The following is a 24,703-nucleotide window of genomic DNA, read 5'->3' as shown; positions in this document are numbered from 1 at the left end:
TGCGAGTACTTCCTCGGTGCGGCCATGGTCAGAGTTCCTCTCATGAACCCCATCTGACCCGATGTCAGCAACCTCCGCATCTCGGGGGAACCTCAGGTCTGAGCGGTCACCGCGTCCAAGGCCCCCTCAACGCCGCCGCTGTCCTTGCAGGGCAGGGTGAGACGTACGCCCACCAGTGCGTTTCCCACCGAGGTCGCTTGATCGCGGCCGCGTACGGAGAGCGGCACGGTGACAGGCATCGGCGGATGCCCCTGGTGTGTGCCTTCCCGGTGGCGGCGCTGCACCGCTTCGGACAAGGCGGCCAGGTACACGTCGTTGACCGTGGCCCCGCGGGCCCGTGCGGCCCCGCGCAGCAGAGCCATGGGGAGGTCCCGGTGGAACAGCTGTGGAGTGCCGGACTGCGCGCCGGCGAACGCGGGGGCCGGAGTCAGGGGGAGCATGGCCCTGGTGCTCTGGCCGAGGACTGCGACGAGTCCGCGGAGCCCGGTGCGCGCCGAGGCCGGAGAGCGCGGCGACCATCCCACCGGCTCGTCCTCGATGAGCAGGCGAAGGATGGTGACTGCGGCGATCCCGTCCCGCAGGCAGTGGTCGGAGCGGAAACACACGGTGAAGGACTCCTCCGCGCACCGGATCAGCCAGACGTCCCACGGCGGACGGTCTTTGGGCAGCGGGCGGGTGAGCATCTGCCGCCGGGCCGCGTCGAACTGCTCGCGGCGTGGGACGGGCAACTGGAAGACGTGCGCCCTCGGTTCGAAGTCCCGGGCTGCGTACGCCATCCTGTCGCCTCTCCCGGCGCGATAGCGCAGCGACGGAATGTGGTGGGCGCGCGCGGCAATCCGCGCCCGCAGAGAGGTCAGGGGAGGCGCCGCGCCGTCGAAGTCGAACATGACGCCCATGGTGAGCGGGCCGCCCGCTGCCCTGCGGAACGAGAGGTCGACAGCGCGCAGCGGGACCGGAGGAGGGCAAGGGGCACCGGTGGGGCAGGCCGCAAGCACAAGGGCACCTCTCGCTCTGTCTGCAGGCCGGTGATGGACGGCGTTGCGCGCGCGGCATACGGACGCGCGAGGATCAGCCGTCCCGCGCGGTTTTCCACATACCCCGATCCGTGGCCACGCACTGCCTTGTCCCTGTATGGCGCAACCAATTCATTCCATCGGCGGCGTCGCTCGGTTACACCGGGCGCTGTACGGAGGGGCTCGCATCGGCGCTCACCCGGATGACCGGCGCGCCTTGCAGGCCGTGAGGGGAGACCGCAGGGTCTGAAGGGCACTCAGTCCTTCGCACCCGTTCGTCCCGACCCGTGTCACGCCCGGCCAGCGTCCCGGCTGAGTTGCGGGCGCACGCCCTGCCTTCCCGCAGGAACCCCTGCAGGTTTTCCCCCGGACGAAAGGTCGCTCGCATATGTCGACCGCCACGTACGACATGCTCGTCACGAAGATGACGGAGAACCTCGGTGTGGACGCCTCGCGCGTCCGTCCCGACGCCACCTTTGCGGACCTTGAACTGGACTCCCTGGCCGCTCTGGAGTTGGGGGTCATCCTCGAGGAGGACCTCGGGTTGACCTTCGACCTCGATGAACTGAGGCGCGAAGAGATGACGTTCGGCCAGTTCAGCGCACATGTCGAGCGTCTCCTCGCGGAGAAGCGGTCCGCAGCGGTGGACGCCGTATGAGCGCCTCCGACGTCGCCGTCACCGGCCTCGGACTGGTGACTCCGGCCGGACTCGGCGTGGCGGCCACGTGGGAGGGCCTCTGCGCGGGCGTACCGACGGCAGAGACGGACCCCAAGCTCTCCGGGCTGCCGGTCGACTTCTCGTGCCGTCTGCCCGGGTTCGACCCGGTCGCCGAACTCGGCAGGAGACTCACCTGGCGCATCGACCTGTTCACCGAGATGGCACTGGTCGCCGCCCGCGAGGCCGTGGCCGACGCGGGCCTGGACCCAGGGACCTGGGACGGTGCACGCGTCGGCGTGGTGATCGGCAACGGCAGCGGCGGGAACGTCAGCCTGGAAGCCGAGTACGGCAAGCTCCGCGACAACCGCATCAGCGCGATCTCGCCCCTGACCATCCCGCGCTCCGTGCCCAACATGGTAGCCGGGGAGATCGCCATCGACATGCAGGCGCTCGGGCCGAACCTGGTCACCGCGACCGCCTGCGCGTCCGGGGCAACGGCCCTCGGCACGGCGCGCGACCTCCTGCGGCTCAACGCCTGCGACATCGTCATCGCAGGCGGCAGCGAGAGTGTCTGCTCTCGCATCGCCAGCGCCGGATTCAGCCAGGCGGGGGCGCTCTCCTCCCGGACCCACGACCCGGCGGGCTCCTCCCGGCCCTTCGACGCAGAGCGCGACGGATTCGTGCTCGGCGAAGGCGCCGGCATCCTCGTCCTGGAGCGCGCCGAGCACGCACGGGCACGCGGCGCACGAGTCCAGGCCCACTTCTCCGGCTACGGCGCCACGGCAGACGGCCACCATCCCACCGCGCCCGACCCGGCAGGCGGCGGCGTCCGCCGAGCGATCTCCGCCGCACTGGCCGACGCCGGGCTCGGCGTCGCCGACATCGACCACGTCAACGCCCACGGCACCTCGACCGAGAAGAACGACCTGGCCGAGGGGCGGGTCCTGCGGACAGTGTTCGGCAGCCCACCTCCCGTCACGGCGAACAAGAGCATCATCGGGCACTGCATCGGGGCCGCCGGCGCGATCGAGGCCGCAGTGACTGTACTGACTCTGCGCCACCAGCTGATCCCTCCCACGGCCAACCTGCACCGTCTCGACCCCGAGATCGACCTGGACGTCGTGACCAAGACCGCCCGGCCCCACCGCATGCGGGCGGCGCTGTCCAACTCGTTCGCCTTTGGCGGGCAGAACGCGGTCCTTGTGTTCAAAGCGGCGTGACCCGGCCCCTACACGCCCCCTCTCCTCCGCGCCACGGACGCCCCCTCCCCCCTCCGCGCCCCATGACCGCCCCCGACAGCTCCGCGCCCCCTATGAAGGAACAGAACATGACCGCGTTCGAATCGCTTTCCGACCACGAGGCCGCGGCCGCAGTCCCCCTGGACGTCGAGGACCTTGTCTGTGTCTCGCGGCCCTACTTCGCTCTGGAGGATCTGCGGCGCATCGGCCCCGGCCGGGTCGTCGCCACCGTTCCCATCGAGTCCGACCCCGGGCGACAGGCGGCGGTCATCGGCGTCGGGGAGGTCGGCCGCCACCTCGCCATCCTGGGCCTGTGCGCCGCGTCCACCGTCAACCGCCGACCCGGCCGTTTCGCCTACCTCGCCCGCGGCGCGCGCGTCGAGTGGCTCGCCGACCCGACCCTCGCCCCGCAGGAAAGCCCGCTGATCGGCCACGCGAAAGCCGCCTTCACCACCTCACGCAAGGCCACCGCGGACGCCCGACTTACCGACGCCTTCTCCGGCGAGATCCTCGCCCGTATGTCCGTCTCCTACGACGTCCTCCCGCACCGGCTCCTCACCCGCCTGCTCGAGGCCCCCGTCCCTGGGGAAACCTCGACATTGCCCGCGGCCGCCCCCTCCCGCGGGGCCGTTCCGCCCGCCCGTCCGTACGGCGAGCCGGTCCCCCTGGAAAAGTTCCGTCTCGAACCGGCCACCGGCATCCTCTCCGCCGAACTGCCCGTCACTGCCGCGCTCTGTCCCGGGCACTTCGACGGCCATCCGGTCCTCCCCGTCGCCATTGCTGCGACCGCGATGACCACCCTGGTCGACCGGGGCGTCGCCGAGCTCTACCCGCACGCCCGCTGGCTGGCCGGACCGCTCACCCTCACGGCGGACGCATTCGCGCGCGCGGGCGAGACCGTGACTTTCACAGCGACGCCCACCCAGGCAATGACGTACCAGTGCGTCGCCCGTACAGAGAGCCGGACCGTCGCGTCCGTCAACATCCAGCTGGTCCTGGTGGATCCCCGCACGCTCACCCAGTCCGTGCCGCCCGTCGCCGCCGCGACCCGGTGACGGTTCCGACGCACACCCATGCCCCTAACCCTGGTGACCGGCGCCACCGCCGGAACCGGCCGCGCCGTTGCTGACCGACTCGCCCGCGACGGCTACAACCTCGTCCTCGCCGCCCGCACCGGTGATCAGTGCCAGAGGTGCCTTCGCCCAGCCCTTGGGCGGGTTGTGCGTCTCCTGCGGGCCAGCCCGGACATACTCTCGGCGGTCGGAGCCTCACCCGGGTTCGGCTTCGGTCTCACGGTGGACTGATGCCCCTTTCCACTTGCTGAAGGTGCTTGGGTTCGGCCTGGCTGACAGTGGGGTGATCGATGCCACTCTCGTTCGTTCGCTCCTCGTTCCCGCGTGCATGTGCTTGGCGGGTCGGGCCAACTGGTGGGCGCCCCTGCGGCGGCTCCACTCCCGGGCCGCCAAACGAAGGAGGCACCGGCTGCACGCCTGATGATTGCCGAGTCCGAAGTGAGGTTCCACCATGCCGAGGTATCCCGTACGGGGCAGAACCGCCCTTGTCACCGGAGGCGGTGGAGGTATCGGTGCGGCCACCGGGCGGGCGCTGCATGCCCGGGGCGCGAACGTGGTCCTGGCCGGCCGGAGGCTGGAGGCGGTGAGCGCCGTGGCACGGGAACTCGGCCGCGAGCGGGCCATGGCAGTGAGCGCGGACGTCACCGACCGGGCGGCGCTGGACGACTTGGTGGCGCGTACGGTCGAACGGTTCGGCGCCCTGGACATCGTCTTCGCCAACGCGGGCATCGCTGCACCGGGCACCATCGCAGGGATCGATCCGCAGGCCTTCGAAGAGGTCGTCGAGGTCAACCTGCTGGGCGTATGGCGAACCGTTCGCGCAGCACTGCCGCAGGTGATCGCCGCGCACGGTCATGTCCTGGTCTGCGGCTCGGTCTACAGCTACGTCAACGGCTTCGCCAACGCGCCCTATGCAGCATCCAAGGCTGCGATCGAGCAATTCGCCCGGGCTCTGCGCGTCGAACTGGCCGGTCACGGCGCCAGCGCCGGCGTCCTCTATCCGGGGTGGGTCGACACGCCCATGACGCGCCCCGTGTTCGGCGGCGACGACATCCTCACCAGGATGCGCGAAACGGCCTGCCCGAAAAGGATGCGCGGGGCCGTCCTGCCCCAGCACGTGGCATCCCGGGCCGTTGACGGTATCGAAAGACGTGCGGCCGCCGTCACCGTCCCCGGCCGCTGGCAGATCCTTGCAGCCCTGCGCGGCGTCATCAACCCTCTATCCGATCGCCACTTGGCCCAGCACACCGAACTCCGCTCTCTCCTGCGGCAACTCGAAGCCACCGGCAGGTAAGGAACCCTGCGACCGCGACGCCAACACCTCACTCAGCCGGCCTCGCGGAATCTCGTGGCAACCGCGTCGCCGAGCTCCGCCAGGGCCTCCAGCCCTAGCTGAGACAGAGCCTCAGCGCCAGGCAGCACCCGATCGTGCACGACCGCACACCGGGCACATCACCGACTCGGGCGTAACAGAGCAGATCCTGTTCCAAGTTGCCCTGGCGGTGCGGGGCACGGTCATCTCCACACCGGGCCCACATCAAGGCGCACGATCCTGGCGAGGGTGCCGTTGCGTGCGTTGCCGCCGTTCCTCCCGACTGGATCGTCCCTGCCGTAGCCGAGGTATGTGGTGATCCCACCGACGTGCCGGTGGGTGATGAGGCAGGTGCGGCAGACCGCCGCCGGACGACCCGGGCCGGATGGGACACCGCCGGAACCACACCCGGAGCCCTTGGAACCGTCGTGATTGCCGGACACGTCGACACCCACGCAGGACCCGCAGTCTTCTACCCGCTGGGCTCCCTGGAAAAGGGCACCACCATCACAGTGGTCCGCGAAGACGGCATCATCGCAGAGTTCACCGTCGACGCCGTCGAGGAGTACCCGAAGAACGACTTCCCCTCCACGGCCAACGATGCCGCCCCGAACTACGCCTCATCACCTGCGGCGGCGCGTACTCCAAGACAGACGGCTACACCGGCAATGTCGTCGTCTACGCACCTCACCCACGGAGCCTGAAATGTGCACCCGGCCGCAAGCGAAGGGCTGCCCACCACGGCAGGAGAGGTCCTGCGCCAAGACGCGGATCGCGAACTCCGCCATCTGAAAACCTGTTGGGGCAGGAAGACCACACGGGTATGACCCGCGCGGGCCACCGCCCGCACAATCCTCCCCCTCACCACCTCGGCCCGGCGGACTTCCTGCTCTACCTGACCGCGACCCCGCGCATCCTCGCCGCGGCCCGCCCACAACGGGGCATGGAAGGCCAGGAGGCGGAACTCGCGACCATGACCGACGAGCCGGAGGGCACGTACGGCACGTGGCTCTCGGAGCTCGGGCTGTCGGAGGTGATTGAGCGGGAGATCCTCGCGGGGTTCGAGATCGACGTGCTGGAGATCCGCGACCCCTCCCCCGTCCGCGGGGAGTCCGAGGAGGCGCGGCGGGGCAGGCGCCTCGCACTGCTGCAGACCGCGCTCCTGGAGCACGCCGCCGCGTGGAATCTGCGGACGGTCATGACGTTCCACCAGAAGGTCGAGGAAGCCGCCGCGTTCGCGGAGAAGCTGCCGCAGACCGCTGCCGAGCTGTATGGCGACGCGCCTCGGACGCCGATCTGGCGGCCGCGGGCCGACTCCCCGCGTCGTCGATCGACGCGGAGTTCTACGAGCTGGAAACCGGCCGCCACGTGCCCCCGGACGGGGTGTGGTCGGCGTGGCTGTGCGGCGAGCACCTCGTGTCCGAGCGGCGTGAGGTGCTGCGGCAGTTCGCCAACGGCATCGACGCCAACGACCGCCGGGTCCACCGGGCGTTCCTCGCCAGTGTTCGGGTGCTCGGGGAAGGGGTGGACATCTCCGGCGAGCGGGGAGTCGAAGCGGTCTGCTTCGCGGACACCCGCAGCTCGCAGATGGAGATCGTGCAGAACATCGGCCGCGCGCTGAGGCTCAACAAAGACGGCAGCACGCAGGTGGCCAGGATCATCGTGCCGGTGTTCCTGGAACCCTGCGAAGACCCCACCGACATGGTCGCCAGCGCCTCGTTCCGCCCCCTTGTAGCGGTCCTCCAGGGTCTTCGTTCGCATGACGAACGTCTGGTCGAACAGCTCGCCTCCCACGCGCTGACGAGCGGGAAGCGCAAAGTCCACGTCCGGCGTGACGAGGACGGGAGAATCGTCGCGGCCAGCGGTGAGGGTGACGGCAAGGTCCAGGAGGACGGCGCCACGCAGGCCGCCTCCGAAGCGGCCCTGCTCCACTTCTCCAGCCCACGGGACGCGGCGACCATCGCCGCGTTCCTGCGCACGCGGGTCTACCGGCCCGAGTCACTGGTGTGGCTGGAGGACTACCAAGCCCTCATCCGGTGGCGGAAGGAGAACGAGATTACCGGCGTCCACGCCGTCCCGTACGACACCGAGGTCGAGGTGGGGGTCACAAAGGACTTCCCCGCTTGGCCGGTGGGTGCATCAGCAGCGGAACGCGTTGCGGGCCGGGGAGCTGGAGGAACGGCGCAAGACCCTGCTCGACGCCCCGGAGGCCGGGATGGTCTGGGAGCCGGGCGAGGAGGCGTGGGAGACCAAGCTCGCCGCGCTGCGGTCCTACCGGCGGGTCTCGGGGCATCTTGCGCCGCGTCAGGACGCGGTGTGGGGCGAGGGCGAGGCGATGGTGCCCGTCGGGCAGCACATGGCGAACCTGCGCCGGAAGGGCGGCCTGGGCAAGGACGCGGAGCGGGCAGCTCAGCGCGCGCAGCAGCTGACGGCGATCGACGAGGACTGGAACTGCCCCTGGCCGCTGGACTGGCAACGCCACTACCGCGTGCTCGCGGACCTGGTCGACGCTGACGGCACCCTGCCAGCGATCGCACCGGGGGTGTTGTTCGAAGGCGACGACCTGGGCAAGTGGCTCCAGCGGCAGAAGAACCCGGGCACCTGGGCGCAGCTGTCGACCGAGCAGCAAAAGCGGCTGTCGAAGCTGGGCGTACAGCCCGACCCGGCCCCGGCGGCCACGCGCGCGACGAAGGGCCCGAACAAGGCTGTGCTCACGGAACAGGTCACTGGTGGAGATGTGTTCAATCGACAGATGCTCGGTGAGAGACGCACTGCTTGCGTGCCCTTGCCAGCTCCGGGCAGCCCGATGAGGAGGATACGCATCGATGAGGTGTCCCTTCGTCATGCGTGGCCTTCACGCCGACCCAACCCCAGGATCGCCGTGCACCAACGTCCTAGACCATCTGGCAGGCCACCCTCTGAGGGTAGGGATAGCCCCCTGAGAGCTCGTCACACGATCTTGCTGCAACGTCACGCACTGATTCAACGAGGGAGCCAGGAACGGGACCAGGCCTTGCACACGAAGAGACACCGCGCAGCTGCGCGGTGTGCGGGCCGCGGCTGGGCGGTGTGGCGGGGAGGCCGTCGCTACAGCGGGTCCACGGCATCGCGGTGCGCGCGAGAGAGTGCCGGGCATCGGATGCTCGACATCGTGGTGCGCGTGCGAGTGCCGGGCGTCGTCGGGAGGCGGTGGCAGTGGCGGCCATGGCCGCGGCGTGCGCCGCCGGCGTCAGCACGAACACGTCCCCGTGCTTCAGGACGTGCAGGATCTGGTCGATCTGCCAGGAGGCCATCTCGTTCGTGCGACGCGAGCCCGGTCGCGGTGAGCTTGGCCCGTTGGATGTCCCCCGCCCCATGCGTCGCGATTCCGAGCGTCCACCCCGCGCTACACGGCGCTTCGAGCCCTTGCCGCACCCCTGGGAAGCAACGTACCGACCGCGCGACGCCGTCGACGTACTCGCGCGAGAGGTCGCCGGGGTCGTCGCTGAGCCCGAGCGCCTCCCGCAGATGGACGAAGTCCGCCGGATAGGCTCGCTCTCGGAGCTGTTCACAGATGCCGGACTCCGAGCCCTCAGGCAATACCCGCGACCACGCGAAGTCACGGGCCCAGTTCTCTAGGCCCGCGCGTCGATCGATCAGGGTGTTGTCGAGGTCGAAGAGTGCCAGCACACAGCGACGCTACGCGACCGCTGTGCAGCGGTAGTGGGCGCTGCCCAAAAAGGATCAGGGAATGGTCTCAGTTGTCCCTCGTTCCGCCGTCATCCGCTAGAGTCCGCCGGGGTCCGGAAGCCCCTCTGACCAGGCATGAAGCACGTTTCGTGGACGCCCACGGACGCCTCCGGGCCAAGATCGGACAACCCGTAATGCGTAGGTCTCGGGTTCGAATCCCGAAGGCGGCTCGGATCAGCTCCAGGACTCACTCGCCGTGACCTGGGGCTTTTTCATGCCCGGAATCGTCTTGGCAGCGGGGGGACGGCGCCTGCGTTCGTGCCGGGAAGGCCGCAGGGGGCGCGGGCCGTCGCGTACTCTGGCCGGCTGGGAGGGGGTGGGGTCGTGAACGGTGCAGGCAGCAGCGGGTACTTCGGCCAGGCGAGCTGGTCGTGTGCCGAGAGCTCGACAGGCGTGAGTGGCCGGCCCGTCCGGTGACAGTGACCGTCGTGGCAGACAGCCCAGGTCCGCGCGCGGTTCGTCCGGTGCAGGGGAGCCCCTGACCTTCGGCACCGGTGGCGACCCTGCGGCATATGGGTCTCGCCGGGGCGGCGGCCGGCGGACCGGTCCTCGCCTCTCCCGACTGCAGTCTGCTCTTCACCTTCATGGGGCTGGGCGGCCTCGCTGCCCGGGCGGTCGTGCGCTGCACCCCAAAGAGAGCGAAGCCGCTCCCAGCGATCACGCACCCCGACCGGTGCGAACAGCCGAGCCAAACAGGCCCTCCCGTCCAGACCGAGGAATCAGACCATGAACCACCCCATCCTCAACCGCAGGCGTCCCGCCACCCGCCGCTCCCAGCAGCGGATCGGCGACGATCAAAGGATCACCGGTGCAGCGGGGACGGCAGGGATGCGGGCCGCTGCTTCGATGGCCGCGAACCGCACGCCCGCAAAGGCAGGAAGTGCACGCAGCGGTCTCCGGAGCGACGACTTGCGAACACACTTCCTGACCGTGCTGCGCGGGGTCGCCCAGGTCTTCTTCCTCCCCAGCGCCATGGCCGGCGCCCTTTTCGCGGGGGCTCTCTTCATCGGCGACTGGCGGCTCGGCTTCTACGGCATGGGCGGTGCAGCCGTGGCAGGGGCCACCGCGCACCTGCTGGGCCTCGACGCCGACCGCACGCGCCGCGGACTGGAAGGCGTGAACGGCTGCCTGGTGGCCATCGGCCTGGCCGCCGCTCTGGGGCCCGAGCACCGGTCCACCATGGTGGTGACCCTGATGGGCAGCGCGATGGTGGTCATCGTCACGAACGCCCTGGCCCAGGTTCTGGGCACCTGGGGTCTCCCGCCCCTGACCGCACCATTCTGCACCGTGGTGGGCGTCGTGGTCGCCGCTGCCCCCGGACTGCCGTGGCTCCAGCGCCAAGGGCTACCGGTCTCCCCGCAACCTGCGTCCACGGCGACGGTGTTGACCTGGGGCGATCTGGCCCAGGGCTTCCTCGCCAACATCAGCCAGGTCGTCTTCATGCCTCAGTGGTACATCGGTCTGCTCCTGCTCATCGGTATCCTCGCAGCCGACCGGCTTGCGGGCGTGATGGCCTGCGTGGGCAGCCTCACCGCGCTCGTGGTCGCCGCTACGACCGGCATACCCGCCACCGCCGTGCGACAGGGCCTCACCGGCTACAACGCGGTACTGGTGGCCATGGCCCTGGGCGCCGTGTTCCTCACCCCCGGCCGACGGAGCGCGCTCTACGGGACCGCGGGGGCGGCGGTCGCGACGGTGCTCGCAGTGGCGTGCGGCCGGCTCTTCCCCGCCCAGGTCCTCACGTGGCCGTTCGTACTCACGACCATGGTGTTCCTGGCGGCCGCACCCATGTGCCACCACCTGACGCCCAGGCACCTGCTTCCCTCCTCGGGGCCTACGCCTGAGGGAACAGGACATACAGCTGAGGGGTGGGCGAGGAAACCCGGGGACTGACACGGCAGTTGGGGAGGCGGGGGCGATCTTTGCGTGCCCGGGTCGGCAACCCGGCCGAGCCCGGACGGCTGTTCCGTTGCCCGGTGTTATCCCTGTGCCGTCGCGTCCTGTGGGTACCAGCGCAGCTCGACCGTGTTGCCGTCCGGGTCCTGTACGTAGATCGACTGGGCGTCGCCGCGGGCGTCGAAGCGGGGGACCGGGCCTTCCAGGACCGTGAACCGGCCCGAGTCGATCACCTCTTGCCGGGTCGACGACCAGGCAGATGTGGTCGACGTTCGACTCGCCGCGGGGGCGGCTGAACAGGCCGATTATGGTCGAGGGGGTGACCCGGACCGAGGGGAACGGGACCTTGCCGGCCCGCCACTCCTCCACCCGGACGGGTTCGAGGCCAGCTCGCTCAGTCACATCTGCGGGTGAGGTGGCAACGCGCCCGCTGGCGTCCAGTACTCGAACACGCATGCGATCTGGGGTGTGGCCACCTACGACTTCCCCGCCGACCTCCTCGACGCCCAGACCAAGCTCCACCAGGCCTGGGCCGACCTCTCCCATGAGGGTGCGGAGACGTTCCACCTCGGCGGCCTGCTCTTCGGTGTAGCCGGGGCTGTCCGGGAACACCTTGGCGCTGTCCGGGCAGGTCCGCGGGCACGCCTTCTGGGATTCCCTCGCCGGGACCGGTGACCTCGTCACGGCCCGCTCCGCCCTGAAGGCCGTCACCCGCGACGGCGTCGGAGCGGCCTGAGCGTCATGTCCCGTCCGGCACCCCGCGGCCCCGGCGCACCCCGCCGCGGCCCCTCCCCCGGTGGCAATGGGCCGTTGCCGGAGATACGGGTGCGGCTGCCCGACGGCCAGGAGGTCACCGGCCGGCTCATCCGCCGGTGGCACACCAGCACGGGGCAGTGGGCGTACCGGGTCGGCCTCAGCGCGTGGGGCAGCAGCGCCCGCACCGGGTACGACGTCCTGGAGGCGCAGGTCGCCGAATTCGACGTACCGGCCTCCCAGGTCCAGCCCGTCCCCGGCGCCCGGTACGACATGGTCCCCGCCCTGCGATCCAGGCCCCCTGCAACACCGGGCGTGTCCGGTGCGGCCCCGGCTGCCACGCCCGGCAGCGCCAGGCCAGGTGCGGAGACCGTCACCGTCGTCCCGCCTCGCGACGCGGAGGCGGGGTGGACCGCCGAGCGCGTCCGACAGGTCGGCGGACCCTTCCCACGCTTCCACGCGCCCGGCTGCTGGATCGTGCAGGGGCCCATTGGCGGCACCCTCTCCACGGGCGATGCCTGCCGGATGATCGCAGCCGGGGATGCGGAGGCGTGTGACGTGTGTGCCGCCGAGCGGGAGCTGACACAGCCGGACAAGAGCACGGACACGGACGCGGTGGCGTAGCCCCGCAGGCAGCAGAGGAGTCGACAGCCTCCCCACCGGCCCCGGCCTCGCCGGCTCTGCTGCGTTTCGGCAGCCTCCCGTCCGCGCACGCGCCACCGACGTTTCCGGGAGCCCAGGTACGGCTCCAAGGCCCGGGCAGCCAAGCTGGCGCAGAGTTCCTGCCCGACAGGTCAGGACAGTGGTCCCCGCACCCCACAGCGGGTACGGGGACCACTTACCAACTCACCGCTGAGCGGCGAGTTGGCTGATCAGGCAGGCCGGACCTGCACTTGTTCTACTTTCCGGGCCCGCCTTTCCCCTTCTTGGCGTTGTTGCTTCGCCAAATGCCGATCCCGCCCGTGATGAGGAGGATGACGACAATCATTACGGCGCCGGTGGGCCAGAAGCCGGTCTTCTCCTGAGCGGCGAGATAGAGGAGTTCCACAGTTTCTCCCTTTGGTATCTGTGGGTGATCAGGTCCAGTCCCAGCCACCGATAGCGGCGCCGCCGACGTAGCTTCCCACTTCGTAGGCCGCGTCGGTGGCGAAGCCGGTCTTTCCGGCTACTCCTGCGGCTTTCATCGCTACGCCTGTTCCGCCGCTGGCTGCGCTAAGGATTCCCGTGGCCGCAATCTGGCCGGCCGAATCGCCCTCCAGAACGCCTCCAGCAACGCCAAGGCCGGTGCTCAGTGCGGCTGCTCCGACAGCGAGCCCCACTCCGCCGACAGGCGCCAGGGCGGCCGCACCGACGACTGTGCCTGCGATGCCCAGGGCGTTGCCCCAGCCCTTCTTGTCCAGGCCGAGGAAGGCCAGACCGCTGGGGTCGATGTGGTTGACCGGGTCACCTGCGGCGTAGAGGTAGGGGTTCTGTTCCTGGCCTGAGGGGTCCTGGCTGGTGAAGCGGCCGATGTTGGGGTCGTAGTAGCGGGCTCCGAGGTGGTACATGCCGGTGGGGTCCTGGTGGCCGCCGGCGAACCGGTAGGGCTGGGAGACGCCGGTCTTCTCGGTGATCGTGCGGTTTACGCCGCGGGGGCTGTAGGAGTACGTGTTCACTTTCGTGCCGGTGTCGTCGGCGAGCGCGACGACGGAGCCGAGGGCGTCGGTGAGGTAGTAGTACGCCTTGCCGGCACGGGTCATGGAGTTCAGTGTGCCCTGTGCTTCGCGGACGAATCCGGTGTCGACGCCGGCGGTGGTTTCGGCGGCGAGGCCGATGGGGCCGTGGTGGAAGTAGGTGTCGCCCAGACGGTGACGTTCGCTGGAGTCGGTGGAGCCGTACTCACCGGCGTACGTCTTGCCGCCGACGGTGGTGGAGGTGAGTTGGGAGAAGTCCGACCAGGTGCCGCCGGTGCGGGTGCCTTCGGGGGTGGAGGCACCGGCGAGTTCGTGGCCTTCCTTGTCGTAGGACCAGTTGGCGGTGGAGCCGTTCTTCGAGGTGACCTGCTGGGCGTCGTTGTAGGTGTAGGTGGTGCCGCGCGGGCAGCCGGGGTCGACGCCCTGGGAGGTGAGGTTGCCTGCCAGGTCGTAGCAGTACTGCCAGGAGGAGTTCAGGGTGGTGCCCTTCTCCTCCTTGGTGTAGGAGGAGCGGCCCTCGGTGTCGTAGCTGTAGGTCGTCTTCATCCCGGAGACGGCATCGGCGGAGGTGCGGATCTTGGATCCGTCCTTGCCGGTGCCGTAGGCGTAGGTGTAGGTGAGGCTGGTCAGGGTGCCCTTGGGGGAGGTGGCTTTGATGGCCTTGGGACGCCCGGAGGCATCCGGTGTCATTGCCTGGACGGTGCCGCCGGGGTAGGTGGTCTTCGTCCGTACGTCGTTGTTGTTGTACTCGTACGACGTGGTGCGGCCGGCCTGGTCCTTGAGGGACTTCAGGTTGTTGGCGGCGTCGTAGGTGTAGTCAATAGTGCCGCTGGGGTCCCTGAATGTGTCGACGTTGCCGGCGGGGGTGTAGGCGAGGACGGTCTGGGAGCCGTCCTGGAGGGTCCGGACGGTCTCGCGGGACAGCGGGTCGAAGTCGTACTTGATCGTCCCGATGTCGTCCACGCGCTGCTTGAGGTTGCCATCCCCGTCGTAGAGGTAGGTGACGGTGGTGTTCGTCGTGGAGACTTCCCTGATGCGGTCGCGGTTGTCGTAGGTGTAGATGCTCTGGATGCCGCGCCCGTCGGTGGTCATCGCGGTGCGGCCCAGGGCGTCGTAGGTGTACGTGGTGGCACCCAGCGGGGCGGGCGGGGTTGCCTTGACCAGGTTGCCCTTGGAGTCGTAGGTGAAGGAGGTGTTCACCGACTTGGTCGCGGTGAGCTTGGTGATGGCCTTGCAGCGCTGGCCCTCGAACCCGCCGCAGGTCGGGGTGGCCTTGTTGTACTCGAAGGATTGGTTGCCGCCGCCGGTGCCTTCGGTGGCCACCGACAGGGTGTTCCCCGCCGTGTCGTACTTCATGGTGGTGGTCTGGTCGTCGGCGTTCTTCATCGTGTTGGGCAGTTCGATGCCCGCGATGCTCTGGTAGCCGGCGGTCGAGCTGGCCCCGGTGGGCAGGGTGGCGGAGGTGGGGTTGCTCTTGGTGTCCCACCCGTACTCGGTAACTTCTCCGAGGCCGCCGGGACCGCCCACGCCTGCCGCGTCGGTAGCGGTAGCGACGTTGTTGTTCGCATCGTAGGTGCGCGACCGCGAGTGGTTCAGCGGGCCGGTGACCTTGGAGACCTTGCCCTTGGCGTCATGGACGTACTTCGTGGCGTGGGTCTCGGGGTCGGTGACCGTAGTCGTGCCGGCCGCCTTGGGATCGGTGGCGCTGTAGGCGTAGCGGTAGGTGGGCCCGGTGTGGGCTCCGTTGAACTGGGTGGCGCGCAGCATGCTGGTAACGCGGTTGGCGGCGTCGTAGGTGAAGACGGTGACGCGCCCCTCAGGCGTAGTGATCTTGGTGAGGCGGCGTGAGGTGTCGTACTCGAACGCGGTGGCTTTGCCTTCAGTGTCGGTGGTCTTCGTGAGGTCGCCGGCCGGGTTGAGGTCGAAGACGGCGGTGCGGCCCATATGGTCCTTGGCCTGCCACTGCGACGGGTTCGTCTTCACCAGGTCCACCCACCGGCCCGAGCGGGTCTCGGTGACCTTGAAGCCCTTGTTCTCACCGCCCTCGTCGTGCTGGTCGACGGTGATGACGCCCTTGTTCTTGTCCGTCACCTTCGTCAGCGTGCCGTACTGGTTGTAGGTGTCCTTCGATCCCGACTTACGGTCGGTCAGCGTGAAGGAGTAGTCAGCGTTCTCCTTCAGATCCTTGGAATACCCGGCAGGTGTCTTGAAGTTGCCGCCTGCGTCCTTGCCGAATGTCCAGGAGGCGCCGGTGGAGTCGTAGAGGACGAACTCGGTGTCGCTGATCTGCGCGTAGCGCTCGTAGGTCTGCCACCACCTCTGGGAGACCTTGCCCCAGGGCGCGTCCATCGAGTTGTACGTCCGGGCCAGGGTGATGCTCTGCCCCACTCCGCCGACGGCGAAGTCCGTACCGGCCAGCAACAGGTTCCCGGTGGAGTAGTTGACACTCGCCACGAGGGAGTCGGTGATCCGGAAATCAGAGCTCTGGTGCCACGGCACCTTGCCCTGCCCCTCAGGCACATACGCGGCCAGGGCCACCTCGTCCACAGCCGCGCCGGCGGCCACCGAACGCCGCGCCCCTGGTGTGGCGGTGGCGCGCTGCTCCTGCGCCATGCGCCACTGCGCGCGCTCGGGGGAAAGCTTCGCTTCCGGGGCCGGGGTGGCCGGCTTCGTCGCGCCGACCTTCACCTCCGGCATCTCCTGGGCCGTTCCACCCGAACCCCACACGGAGACCGGCCTCGGATCGGCGGGGTCGGCCGGGCCAGCGAAGGCCGGAACCGCGGTTGCGGTTAGCGACAGAACAGCGAGCGAGGCCACCAGACCATGTCTGGCACGGAAACGGGCATGACGATGCGCATCAGAACGCGGCATTTTCCCCCCAGGGAACGTGAAGCTCAGTGACCACTCGGCCACCAGGTGCGCACATCCTTCACCACGGCCCCATGGAAAGCGACAGCGTTCCCTCGAACAAAATTTTCACTCCTGGGAAGTTCAGGGACCTCCCAGGGCATATGCACACCCATAGGGCCCGGAGCGTTGCCAGCCGTCCTCACGAGCTGCCGGACGCAGCAGCCCGCGCTACGTAGTCGAGCATCCGGCGTCGCGGTTCAATCCTGGCGAAGCAAGTTCCGGCTCGCAGGCACAAGTTCTCGATTCCATGCACCAGATGCTCGTAGGCACCTCATTGCTCACAGCCACCGACTACTCGATTCGCTGCCACTACATACTGCGTGGTCACACCTCTACGGGACGGCTCGCCAAGACCCCCCAGCACCCCAACCCACCCCGCTACACCCCTCACTCCCATGCCGCTGACCAGCAGCAATGGAGAACAACTGAGAACTAACCCCCCATAATGCACAGCGGCCAGCCGCGCAGTCCTCACCGGATGGGCGGGGAGCGCGACCGTGCCGGGTCGGTGAGAAGTCACAGTCAGCAGGAGTGCGACGCTTCGCCGGGCTGACCCCGGAGCGGGTGGAACAGCTGTCCGCGATCGGGATGCAGTGGTCGTGATGGCCGTCGTCGTCACCGTGGTCGCACCCGCGGGCTCCCCGCAAGCCCGAGGACGCCGCCGAGACGGGCCCCCCTCCAGGCCGTGCCGGAACCGCCCGCCACGAAGGACGAGGAGCCCCCGCGCCGAGGCCGGCACCTGCACGTGGCGTGAGGCCCCCTGCGGATCCTGAAGCCGTCGGGGCCGCGCAGGCAGACTTCAGCGCGCTGCGCCAGCGGTCGGCAACCACGCCCACCAGCGCCTGCCGGAGCCGCTACTCACGCGCGGTTCACGTGCGCTTCGACGACGGTATGACCGAGGAGGTCCTGCCGGTCCTGTGGTCAGTGATCCCGGAAGCGGAGCGGGGGCATACCCGGCCCCCCGGCTGGAGGAGTTCGTGGACGCCTCTACCTGGCACGTCGGCAAAGTGCTGTGACCAGTGCGATCCGCACGGGTCGTCATGGAGCAGGGGCAGAATCAACCCATGGACAACGGCATCCCACGCCCGGAGACCGCAGTGATCACCCGTACCGACTGTCCCTGCTGCGGCGCCCGGGTCGAGGGGCTCGACGGCCGCTACGCCTGCGCACTGTGCGGGTGGGTCAACCACTGGACCCAGGGACACCACGAACTTCACCATGCAGAAGAGAACACGGAACAGCGGCCCGCCCCACCCCTGACCTCCAGCGGCGGAGCACCATAAGGAAGACGGGGCATCTGTGACAGGGCGGGCGTCCGCTCACCGGCCGCGCGGATCCCGCACGCACTTGCGAGGCAACGCCGGAAGGAAGGGCAACCTGACAACACCGCTCCGTGTTCGGGCGAACGGGCATACGCTCAGAGGCACTTGCCACGCGCGAATGCCGCAAGGCCAGTGTGTCAGGTCAGATCAGAGAGGGCGGCACTGTGGGGACTTTCGGTGAGGAGTGGGGCGGACAGGCTAAGAGGGCGTTTTCTCCCGTTGTTTCATCCCTGATTGCCTAATTGTGGGCGGTTCATGTGCCGCGCCAGCTCGGGGTGGTTTCGGCGGTGATTCTGCGGGTCATGAGGTTGATCATCGCGAGGTGGACCATGGCTTCGGAGCGGTGAGGTTTGGCTTCGTAGTCGCGGGCCAGGCGGCGGTGGATCATGAGCCAGCCCAGCGTGCGTTCGACGGTCCAGCGGCGGGGCAGGACGGTGAAGCCCCTGGTGGTGGGATCGCGGCGGACGATGTGCATGTCGATGCCAAAGGTGGCGGCGTGCTCGACGAGGTGCTGGCGGTAGCCGCCGTCCACCCAGGTCTTGCGAACGGTGGGATGTTCGGCGGCGATCTTCTCGATCAGGGTCTGGCCGGCGATTGAGTCCTGCACGCTCGCGGCAGTGACCAGCACGCCGAGGAGGAGTCCGACGGTGTCGATGACGATGCTCCGCTTGCGTCCGACGATCTTCTTGCCTGCGTCGATGCCCTGCCCGGCGGCGGGGACGTTGGTGGAGGTCTTGATGCTCTGGGAGTCGATGACGCAGGCGGTCGGTTCTTCCTCGCGGCCCTCCTGCCTGCGGACTTGGCGCCGCAGGAGACTGTTGAGCTGGTCGAAGACGCCTTCTTCCTGCCAGCGGGCGAAGTAGGCGTAGACGGTGTTCCAGTGCGGGTAGTCGTGCGGCAGGTACCGCCACGGGATCCCGGTCCGGTTCACGTAGAGGACCGCGTCCAGCAGAGCCCGCAGGTCGTGGTCGGGCGGCCGGCCGATGTCCAGGCCGCGGCCGCGGCGTTCGGCCCGCCAGGCCGTCAGGACCGGCTCGACCAACTCCCATCGGGCATCGGACAGATCACTCGGGTAACGGCGGCGTTCAGACACGATCCGGGACTACCCAGCGGCCCCGGGCGCTCAGACCGGCGCTTGAAGCACACGGCGCACAACACGACGTGTTGGGATGAAACAGGAGCAGCAAGGCGAAGACGCCCACGAAAGCGTGACTTCTGCACCAAGGCTCCCACTGGTCTCAGTTGCCCCACTCTTGCCGATGCAGATACCGACTTAAAGGTCTACTAATAGGAACTAAACACCCTCTAACTGATCGTTTCAGAAAGAGATCGGTGTGGTGGCTTGGCAGTTGGGTGTTGGGTCGGCAGGATCTGGCGGGTGTCTGCTGATCTTGTGCCTGATGACCTGTGGGAACGTATAGCCCCGCTGCTGCCGACTCGGCCGGCGCGGCGGCATCGGTATCCGGGGCGGTTGCCGGTGGATGACCGTGCTGCCTTGCGGGGCATCGTGTACGTGCTGCGCAAGGGTGTGAGCTGGCGGGACGTTCCCGCGGAGCTGGTGGGCTGCAGCGGGGTGACGGCCTGGCGGCGTCTGCGGGACTGGACCGAGGCCGGAGTGTGGCCCCGCCTGCATGAGGTTCTCCTGGCGGAACTGCGTACAGAGGGCCTGCTGGAGATGGACGACGCCTCGATCGACGGCTCGCACGTCAGGGCCCTCAAAAGGGGGCTCACACCGGACCTTCGCCGGTCGACCGGGCCCGGCCCGGCAGCAAGCACCACCTGATCGTCGACCGGCACGGGACTCCGCTCGCCGTCTCCCTGACCGGCGGAAACCGTCATGACGTCACGCAGCTCATGCCGCTGCTGGACGCCATACCCCGCATCTGTGGACTGCGAGGCCGGCCACGCCACCGGCCCCGGCGGCTGTTCGCCGACCGCAGCTACGACTACGACAAGTACCGGCGTCTGGTCCGCACGCGCGGGATCACACCCAAGATCGCCCGCCGCGGCACCCCGCACGGCTCCGGCCTGGGCAAAACACGCTGGGTTGTCGAGCGGACCTTCGCCTGGCGCCGGACAGCCCGGGACCGCGCTGCCCGGCAGGCGGCCGACGCACAACTGGCCGCCCGGATACGGGCGGTGCACCAGAAATCCGACGGCACCTACGGAGTTCCCAGAATCACCGCCGAGCTCCGCGAGACGAGCGGCGAGGCGGTCAACCACAAGCGGGTCGCCAGGATCATGCGGGAGTCCGGGATCGAAGGAGTTCGGTTGCGCCACCGGCACCGCACCACCGTCCCCGACCCGGCGGCGGCCAAAGCTCCGGACCTGATCGGCCGCGACTTCACCGCCAAGGCCCTGAACACGAAGCACGTCGGCGACATCACCTAATCCCTTGTTAAGGGCAGTGCTGGAGGAGATCGATTTCTTCTGGTCTGTTCGAGTGCAGGGCTGCGACATCCTTCGATTCCCGGGCTGCTGGAAGCCTCTCCGTAGATCGGTGCGCAGGTCTGCACTCATGGTGGTGACGGGAGCCCAAGAGGATGGCGCCGGCGGCACAAGCCTCCTGCGGGCCCGCCGCTTCGAGGCGCCTGTCGGCCACCACCGATGTCTCGTACTTCGTGGTGGGGGTGTTGGTGCCCGTGGGTGCCGGTCGGACGCCTGGATATCACCTGGCCCCGCGCCTACAGGTAGGGCGGCGGCGTCCGGCACCTGCGAGCGTCAACACCCAACCCTTGATCACTCGTTGGTGTTGGTGGTGCGAGCCCGCGCCACGGTGACCTCTTGTGAAGCCCGAGCTGTCCGAGCTCCCGTTTAGACCGAGGCCCGTGGGGTGAGCTGGTGCCACGAACAGCTACTGAGGTGGCGGACCAGCCATGACGGCTGAGTCCTGGGATTAGGTCGCTGCGTGGTTCCGCATGAGCTCGTGACCAGCACAAACGCACATAGAATCCACTGGGAGGGGCCTTGATCTACTGCGGCATCGACTGGGCAGAGAAGACACACGACTTCGCGCTGGTCGACGACAGCGGGCAGCTGCTGGCCAAGCGGCACATCGCCGACGACACCGCTGGCTCCCGGATCCTGCTCGACCTGCTTGCCGAGCACGGCGACAGCCAGGAGAGCCCGATCCCGGTCGCGATCGAGACCTCCCGCGGCCCGCTGGTGGCCGTGCTCAGGACCGGAAGGCGGCAGGTCTTCGCGATCAACCCGATGGCCCGCCGCCCGCTACCGCGACCGGCACTCCGTCTCCCGCAAGAAGTCCGATCCGGGCGACGCCCTCGTGCTGGCCAATATCCTCCGCACCGACATGCACGCCCACCGGCCCCTGCCCCAGGACGGCGACCTGGGCCGGGCCATCGCCGTACTCGCCCGTGCCCAGCAGTACGCCACCTGGAACCGCCAGCAGATCTCCAACCAGCTCCGATCACTCCTGCGCGAGTACTACCCCTCCGCCCTCGCAGCCTTCGACCCCTGGCGCAACGGACTCTGCCGACGCGAGGCTCACGAGCTCTTCAAGGCCGCCCCGACACCGGCGAAGGCCTCGAGGCTGACCCGCACGCAGTTGCAGGCCGCACTGAAGCGGGCAGGCCGCCAGCGCGGCATCGACGCCGAGGCCGAGCGGCTCCGGGAAGTCTTCCGCGCCGACTGGTCCCACCAGCCGCAACTGGTCGAGGACGCGCTCGGCAAGCAGATGCTCGCGCTCCTGGTCCAGCTGGAAGCCGCCTGCACGGCCGCGGATGACCTCGCGACGGCGGTGGAGGAGACGTTCCCGCAGCATCCGGACGCTGAGATCATCCTCAGCTTCCCCGGACTCGGCACGCAGCTCGGCGCCCGGGTGCTCGCCGAAATCGGCGACGACCGCGGGCGGTTCGCCGACGCCCGCGGCCTGAAGGCATACGCCGGCGCCTCGCCCATCACCAGAGCCTCCGGGAAGAAGTCCAGCATCACCCGCAGGTGGGTCAAGAACGAACGGCTCAACCACGCTGGATACCTCTGGGCGTTTGCCTCCCTCACCTCTTCACCCGGTGCCAAATCCCACTACCGCCGACGCCGCGACGACCACGGAGACTGGCACGCCGCCGCCCAGCGCAACCTCTTCAACCGCATGATCGGCCAGCTCTACCACTGCCTCCAGCACCACAAGCTGTTCGACGAGCACACTGCCTTCCCCGTCGAACTTGCCGCCGCAGCTTGACGAGTTACACGCCTGAGGTGTCTACCTGCCCATCGACGGCGGAAGAATCTGGTACCTGGCGACCGTCATCGACCTCGCATCACGCCGTCTGGCCAGCTGGGCGATCGCCGACCACATGCGCGCGGATCTCGTGACCGACGCCCTGGCCGCAGCGGTCCGCACCCGCGGCAGCCTCGTCGGATCGATCATGCACACCGACCACGGAGCCCAGGGTGGATTCAACTGGTCGTCCCAACACACTGATCTCGGAGGTGCGCGACGTGGCCACGGCAGACTGGAGCTTGCAGACCAGCGATGTTCCGGAGGGTCGGCGTCGGCAGTGGCGCGCTGATCGTGCGTTGCGGCCGGCGATGCGTTCGCCGGGGCGGCCTGATCAGTCTCGAGTCGTGCAGCGCCAGTTCTGGCGGCTGATCGCTACGGGGGTCACGACGGTGGAGGCGTCGTTGGCGGTCGGCGTGTCGTGGCCGGTGGGTGCGAGGTGGTTTCGTCACGCTGGCGGCATGCCTCCGATCTCGTTGGCCGAGCCCACGGGCCGGTAAAAGCATGGCCGCTATCAGCCGTCCTTTCGTGTACCTGCCGGTGTCTGTGACGTACGGTCATGAGTTTTGGGTGCTGGTCAACGCGTCGACCAGCTGGGCGAATCGGCACGCTGCCGGGCGGTCAGCGCGGCGTAGAGCGGCGCCTGCAGCTCGTCCGTGAGCCGCTCAGCGCGCTGCCATTGGGGGACCAGGGCCGCGGCGGCCGGGCCCGGCTCGCGCCAGCCGTAGTGAGTCGGCGTCGGCGGCGTCGATCAGCCACTGTGCCAGGCCGTTGAAGTGCTCCACGTCGACGTCAGCGGGGAAGTGGGCGCGCCCCCACGCCCGGACGGCCTGCGCGTAGCAGGCGGCGGCCTCCTCCGCCGGCATCACGGGCCGACCGGCCCGCCAGCCGATGGCGATGAGATCGGGGCCGAGGAACCCCTGCACCGCCTGGACCACAGCGGCCGGTGCCTCACCGAGCACCCCGAACCGGCCTCGGCAATAGAAGCCGCGCCCCGGGGCGAACCCGGCGCGCAGGCCGATGGCGGCGGTCGCGTCGTCGGACATGAACTCGTCGCCGAAGTTGTGGACCGGCCTGGCCACGGCGGCGATGCAGTCGAAGATCTCCATGCGCAGAAGGTCGCTCACTTCGACTCGGCAGGTCAAGGGGGTGATTCCTGATGGAACCCTTTAGGTAGTCTATCGAGTCATGCTGGATATCCGCCGTCTGCACATGCTGAAGACCGTCGCCGCCCGCGGCTCCATCACCGCGGCCGCCCAGTCCCTGGCGCTGTCCGCCGGTGCCGTGTCCCAGCAGCTCGCCGCACTGAGACACGACGTCGGGGTTGATCTCCTGCGTCCCGACGGGCGAACCGTCGCGCTCACGGAGGCCGGCCGTGTCCTCCTCGAACACGCCGACCGGATCCTGGCCGCGATGGAGGAAGCCGAGTGCGCCGTCGCGGCGGTCAAGGGCATGGTCGGCGACACCGCCACGCTCGCCGCGCTGCCGTCGACCGTCGCCAGGATCGTGGCCCCCGCGCTGACCGCGCTGGGCGCGGACCATCCGCAGCTCGCCGTCACCTGTCTCGTCACCGACCAGGCACAACTGCGCGAACTCACACTCGGCACCGTCGACGTGGTGCTGGGGCAGCGCTACCACCACGTGCCGGAGACCATGCCCAAGGGCATCGCGGTCTGGCCGCTGCTCGACGACCCGCTGCTCGTCGTCACCGCCGACGACGGATCCGACGAACGGCCCTTCGGCCTGCGCGAACTGGCCACGCACCACCTCGTCGTGCCACCGGCGACCACGGACTGCGGACAGGCCATCCTGCGCGCCTGCCAACAGGCCGGCTTCACCCCCACGACGCGCTACATCACCGCCGACATAGCCGCCCAGATCGCCCTCGCCCGGTCCGGCCTCGCTACCGCGCTCGTCCCTCAGACGGCCATCGACCCAGCCACACCAGGAATCAGCGCGGCCCCCATCGAGGACCACCCGATCCAACGCCTCCTGTTCGCCGCGACCCGCCACACCGAAACGACTAACCCGACCACCGCGGCCGTCATCGCGGCGCTCGGCACTGCAGCGGCCCGGCCCCGTGGCTACGCACTCCTCGATGGATGACGCCACGCACGCCGACAGCAAGCGTCCAGGACAGAAGGGGGGCTGCGACGGAGCGTCCCCGCGCGCTGGTGGGTCAGTAACGGCTGGCTGGAGCGCGGGGTCTCGGCTGGTCCTTGGGCTGGCTAGGCTGCGGTTCATGAATCCGGCCATGACCAGCGGTGTGACCTTTGAGTTCGCCATCCTTGACGCCATGGAGCTGACTTCCGATCCGGAGCTGGAGGTTCGGTTCGCGGAGTCGGCCCACCAGATCCTGGCGGACCTGGTCAGTGAAGGTGCTGCGCTGGGCTGGGTCGAACCACCCTCGCGGGATGAGGTGGCGGAACTCCTCGGCCACGTCGTCTCTGCGGTGCAGGCCGGGGACGCGTCCCTGCGTGCCGCTTACCTCGATCGTCGGCTTGTCGGGCTGGGGTACTGGCTCCGCTACGCCCGACCGACCCATCGGCCACACGCCGATCTTGAGAAGATCGCGGTAGATGCTGCTGCCCATGGTCATGGTGTCGGTCGGGCGCTGACCGCTGCCTTGATCGCTGACGCCCGGGAGGCGGGTATCGAGGTCCTCGCCCTGGACGCCCGTGGCGACAACACCAACGCCCTTCACCTCTACCGGTCACTGGGCTTCACCGAATACGGCCGCCTGCCCGACTTCGTCGCCGTCGGCGAACACCGCTACGACAAGGTCTTCTACATGCTGGATTTCCGCCAACAGGGCTGACCACTGCCACGCACCAAGGCTCGGCGGCGACCCGCCGGCGCTCATGCGAGATGATCACGATATGCGTGGTG

The 24,703-nt window shown here is 68.9% G+C and carries 18 protein-coding genes and 7 pseudogenes; 18 read left to right on the top strand and 7 right to left on the bottom strand.

The annotated features are described in order from the left end of the window. Positions 1 to 92: 92 nt before the first annotated feature. Entirely contained in the window at positions 93 to 887 is a 795-nt protein-coding gene (locus tag HNQ79_RS30270) for a wax ester/triacylglycerol synthase domain-containing protein (RefSeq protein ID WP_185036175.1), read from the bottom strand. A 514-nt stretch (positions 888 to 1,401) separates the two neighbouring features. Here HNQ79_RS30270 and HNQ79_RS30265 point away from each other — a divergent pair. The 7 genes and pseudogenes from HNQ79_RS30265 to HNQ79_RS30235 form a co-directional block, all read left to right on the top strand. Continuing rightward, complete coding sequence (locus HNQ79_RS30265) at positions 1,402 to 1,671, top strand: acyl carrier protein (protein ID WP_185036174.1); 270 nt, start codon at positions 1,402 to 1,404, stop codon at positions 1,669 to 1,671. After that, the gene (locus HNQ79_RS30260; RefSeq protein WP_185036173.1) at positions 1,668 to 2,891 is read left to right on the top strand and encodes a beta-ketoacyl-[acyl-carrier-protein] synthase family protein; all 1,224 of its coding nucleotides are present in this window, start codon (positions 1,668 to 1,670) and stop codon (positions 2,889 to 2,891) included. Before HNQ79_RS30265 ends, HNQ79_RS30260 begins: the two co-directional genes overlap by 4 nt. Positions 2,892 to 2,998: 107 nt before the next feature. Next, on the top strand, positions 2,999 to 3,964 hold the full coding sequence (locus tag HNQ79_RS30255; protein WP_185036172.1) for a hypothetical protein: 966 nt from the start codon (positions 2,999 to 3,001) through the stop codon (positions 3,962 to 3,964). Between the two features lie 18 nt (positions 3,965 to 3,982). Continuing rightward, positions 3,983 to 4,213, top strand: coding sequence for an SDR family NAD(P)-dependent oxidoreductase (locus HNQ79_RS30250; RefSeq protein ID WP_185036171.1), 231 nt, complete (start codon positions 3,983 to 3,985; stop codon positions 4,211 to 4,213). A 220-nt stretch (positions 4,214 to 4,433) separates the two neighbouring features. Then, positions 4,434 to 5,276, top strand: coding sequence for a short-chain dehydrogenase/reductase (locus HNQ79_RS30245; RefSeq protein ID WP_185036170.1), 843 nt, complete (start codon positions 4,434 to 4,436; stop codon positions 5,274 to 5,276). Between the two features lie 347 nt (positions 5,277 to 5,623). Then, the gene (locus tag HNQ79_RS30240; RefSeq protein WP_311772323.1) at positions 5,624 to 5,998 is read left to right on the top strand and encodes a sortase domain-containing protein; all 375 of its coding nucleotides are present in this window, start codon (positions 5,624 to 5,626) and stop codon (positions 5,996 to 5,998) included. A 170-nt stretch (positions 5,999 to 6,168) separates the two neighbouring features. Beyond that, positions 6,169 to 8,001 (top strand): annotated as a pseudogene (locus HNQ79_RS30235) (helicase associated domain-containing protein); the annotation flags it as partial. 380 nt (positions 8,002 to 8,381) lie between these two features. On the opposite strand, the gene HNQ79_RS30230 reads toward HNQ79_RS30235, so the two are convergent. Continuing rightward, positions 8,382 to 8,963: an HAD family hydrolase gene (locus HNQ79_RS30230; protein WP_185036182.1), complete on the bottom strand. Its 582-nt coding sequence runs from the start codon at positions 8,961 to 8,963 to the stop codon at positions 8,382 to 8,384. A gap of 786 nt (positions 8,964 to 9,749) precedes the next feature. Between HNQ79_RS30230 and HNQ79_RS30225 the strand changes: the two genes are divergently transcribed. Next, positions 9,750 to 10,916: an urea transporter gene (locus HNQ79_RS30225; RefSeq protein ID WP_229923763.1), complete on the top strand. Its 1,167-nt coding sequence runs from the start codon at positions 9,750 to 9,752 to the stop codon at positions 10,914 to 10,916. 86 nt (positions 10,917 to 11,002) lie between these two features. Here the strand turns inward: HNQ79_RS30225 and HNQ79_RS30220 are convergent. Continuing rightward, positions 11,003 to 11,375 (bottom strand): annotated as a pseudogene (locus HNQ79_RS30220) (VOC family protein). Between the two features lie 12 nt (positions 11,376 to 11,387). On the opposite strand from HNQ79_RS30220, the gene HNQ79_RS30215 reads away from it, so the two are divergent. Continuing rightward, positions 11,388 to 11,594, top strand: coding sequence for a hypothetical protein (locus HNQ79_RS30215; RefSeq protein ID WP_185036169.1), 207 nt, complete (start codon positions 11,388 to 11,390; stop codon positions 11,592 to 11,594). A gap of 150 nt (positions 11,595 to 11,744) precedes the next feature. Next, the gene (locus HNQ79_RS30210; RefSeq protein WP_185036168.1) at positions 11,745 to 12,296 is read left to right on the top strand and encodes a DUF6233 domain-containing protein; all 552 of its coding nucleotides are present in this window, start codon (positions 11,745 to 11,747) and stop codon (positions 12,294 to 12,296) included. 274 nt (positions 12,297 to 12,570) lie between these two features. Here HNQ79_RS30210 and HNQ79_RS30205 read toward each other — a convergent pair whose 3' ends face one another. Together HNQ79_RS30205 and HNQ79_RS30200 are read right to left on the bottom strand one after the other, a co-directional pair. After that, the gene (locus tag HNQ79_RS30205) at positions 12,571 to 12,720 is read right to left on the bottom strand and encodes a hypothetical protein (protein ID WP_185036167.1); all 150 of its coding nucleotides are present in this window, start codon (positions 12,718 to 12,720) and stop codon (positions 12,571 to 12,573) included. A gap of 28 nt (positions 12,721 to 12,748) precedes the next feature. Continuing rightward, positions 12,749 to 16,042, bottom strand: coding sequence for an RHS repeat-associated core domain-containing protein (locus HNQ79_RS30200; RefSeq protein ID WP_229923764.1), 3,294 nt, complete (start codon positions 16,040 to 16,042; stop codon positions 12,749 to 12,751). A gap of 1,277 nt (positions 16,043 to 17,319) precedes the next feature. On the opposite strand from HNQ79_RS30200, the gene HNQ79_RS30195 reads away from it, so the two are divergent. Continuing rightward, on the top strand, positions 17,320 to 17,538 hold the full coding sequence (locus HNQ79_RS30195) for a hypothetical protein (RefSeq protein ID WP_185036165.1): 219 nt from the start codon (positions 17,320 to 17,322) through the stop codon (positions 17,536 to 17,538). 292 nt (positions 17,539 to 17,830) lie between these two features. Here HNQ79_RS30195 and HNQ79_RS30190 read toward each other — a convergent pair whose 3' ends face one another. Next, positions 17,831 to 18,670, bottom strand: a complete 840-nt coding sequence (locus HNQ79_RS30190; protein WP_185036164.1) for an IS5 family transposase — start codon at positions 18,668 to 18,670, stop codon at positions 17,831 to 17,833. A gap of 285 nt (positions 18,671 to 18,955) precedes the next feature. On the opposite strand from HNQ79_RS30190, the pseudogene HNQ79_RS30185 reads away from it, so the two are divergent. From HNQ79_RS30185 to HNQ79_RS30165, 5 pseudogenes are all read left to right on the top strand, one after another. Beyond that, positions 18,956 to 19,647: pseudogene (locus tag HNQ79_RS30185) on the top strand (IS5 family transposase); the annotation flags it as partial. 15 nt (positions 19,648 to 19,662) lie between these two features. Further along, positions 19,663 to 19,965, top strand: a pseudogene (locus HNQ79_RS30180) (IS3 family transposase); the annotation flags it as partial. A 579-nt stretch (positions 19,966 to 20,544) separates the two neighbouring features. Next, positions 20,545 to 21,775 (top strand): annotated as a pseudogene (locus HNQ79_RS30175) (IS110 family RNA-guided transposase). Positions 21,776 to 21,797: 22 nt separating this feature from the next. Next, positions 21,798 to 21,983, top strand: a pseudogene (locus HNQ79_RS34205) (DDE-type integrase/transposase/recombinase); the annotation flags it as partial. Positions 21,984 to 22,056: 73 nt separating this feature from the next. Then, positions 22,057 to 22,311, top strand: a pseudogene (locus HNQ79_RS30165) (IS30 family transposase); the annotation flags it as partial. A 168-nt stretch (positions 22,312 to 22,479) separates the two neighbouring features. On the opposite strand, the gene HNQ79_RS30160 reads toward HNQ79_RS30165, so the two are convergent. After that, positions 22,480 to 22,959 carry a helix-turn-helix domain-containing protein gene (locus HNQ79_RS30160; RefSeq protein WP_185036163.1) on the bottom strand — a complete coding sequence of 160 codons (480 nt, stop codon included), beginning with the start codon at positions 22,957 to 22,959 and terminating at the stop codon, positions 22,480 to 22,482. 43 nt (positions 22,960 to 23,002) lie between these two features. Between HNQ79_RS30160 and HNQ79_RS30155 the strand changes: the two genes are divergently transcribed. Continuing rightward, complete coding sequence (locus tag HNQ79_RS30155) at positions 23,003 to 23,920, top strand: LysR substrate-binding domain-containing protein (RefSeq protein ID WP_185036162.1); 918 nt, start codon at positions 23,003 to 23,005, stop codon at positions 23,918 to 23,920. A 148-nt stretch (positions 23,921 to 24,068) separates the two neighbouring features. Then, complete coding sequence (locus HNQ79_RS30150; RefSeq protein ID WP_185036179.1) at positions 24,069 to 24,632, top strand: GNAT family N-acetyltransferase; 564 nt, start codon at positions 24,069 to 24,071, stop codon at positions 24,630 to 24,632. Positions 24,633 to 24,703: the final 71 nt, after the last annotated feature.

The sequence above is a fragment of the Streptomyces candidus genome, assembly GCF_014207445.1.
In the GTDB taxonomy this organism is placed as follows: Bacteria; Actinomycetota; Actinomycetes; order Streptomycetales; family Streptomycetaceae; genus Streptomyces; species Streptomyces candidus.
This window is presented reverse-complemented; position numbering and strand designations above follow the sequence as displayed.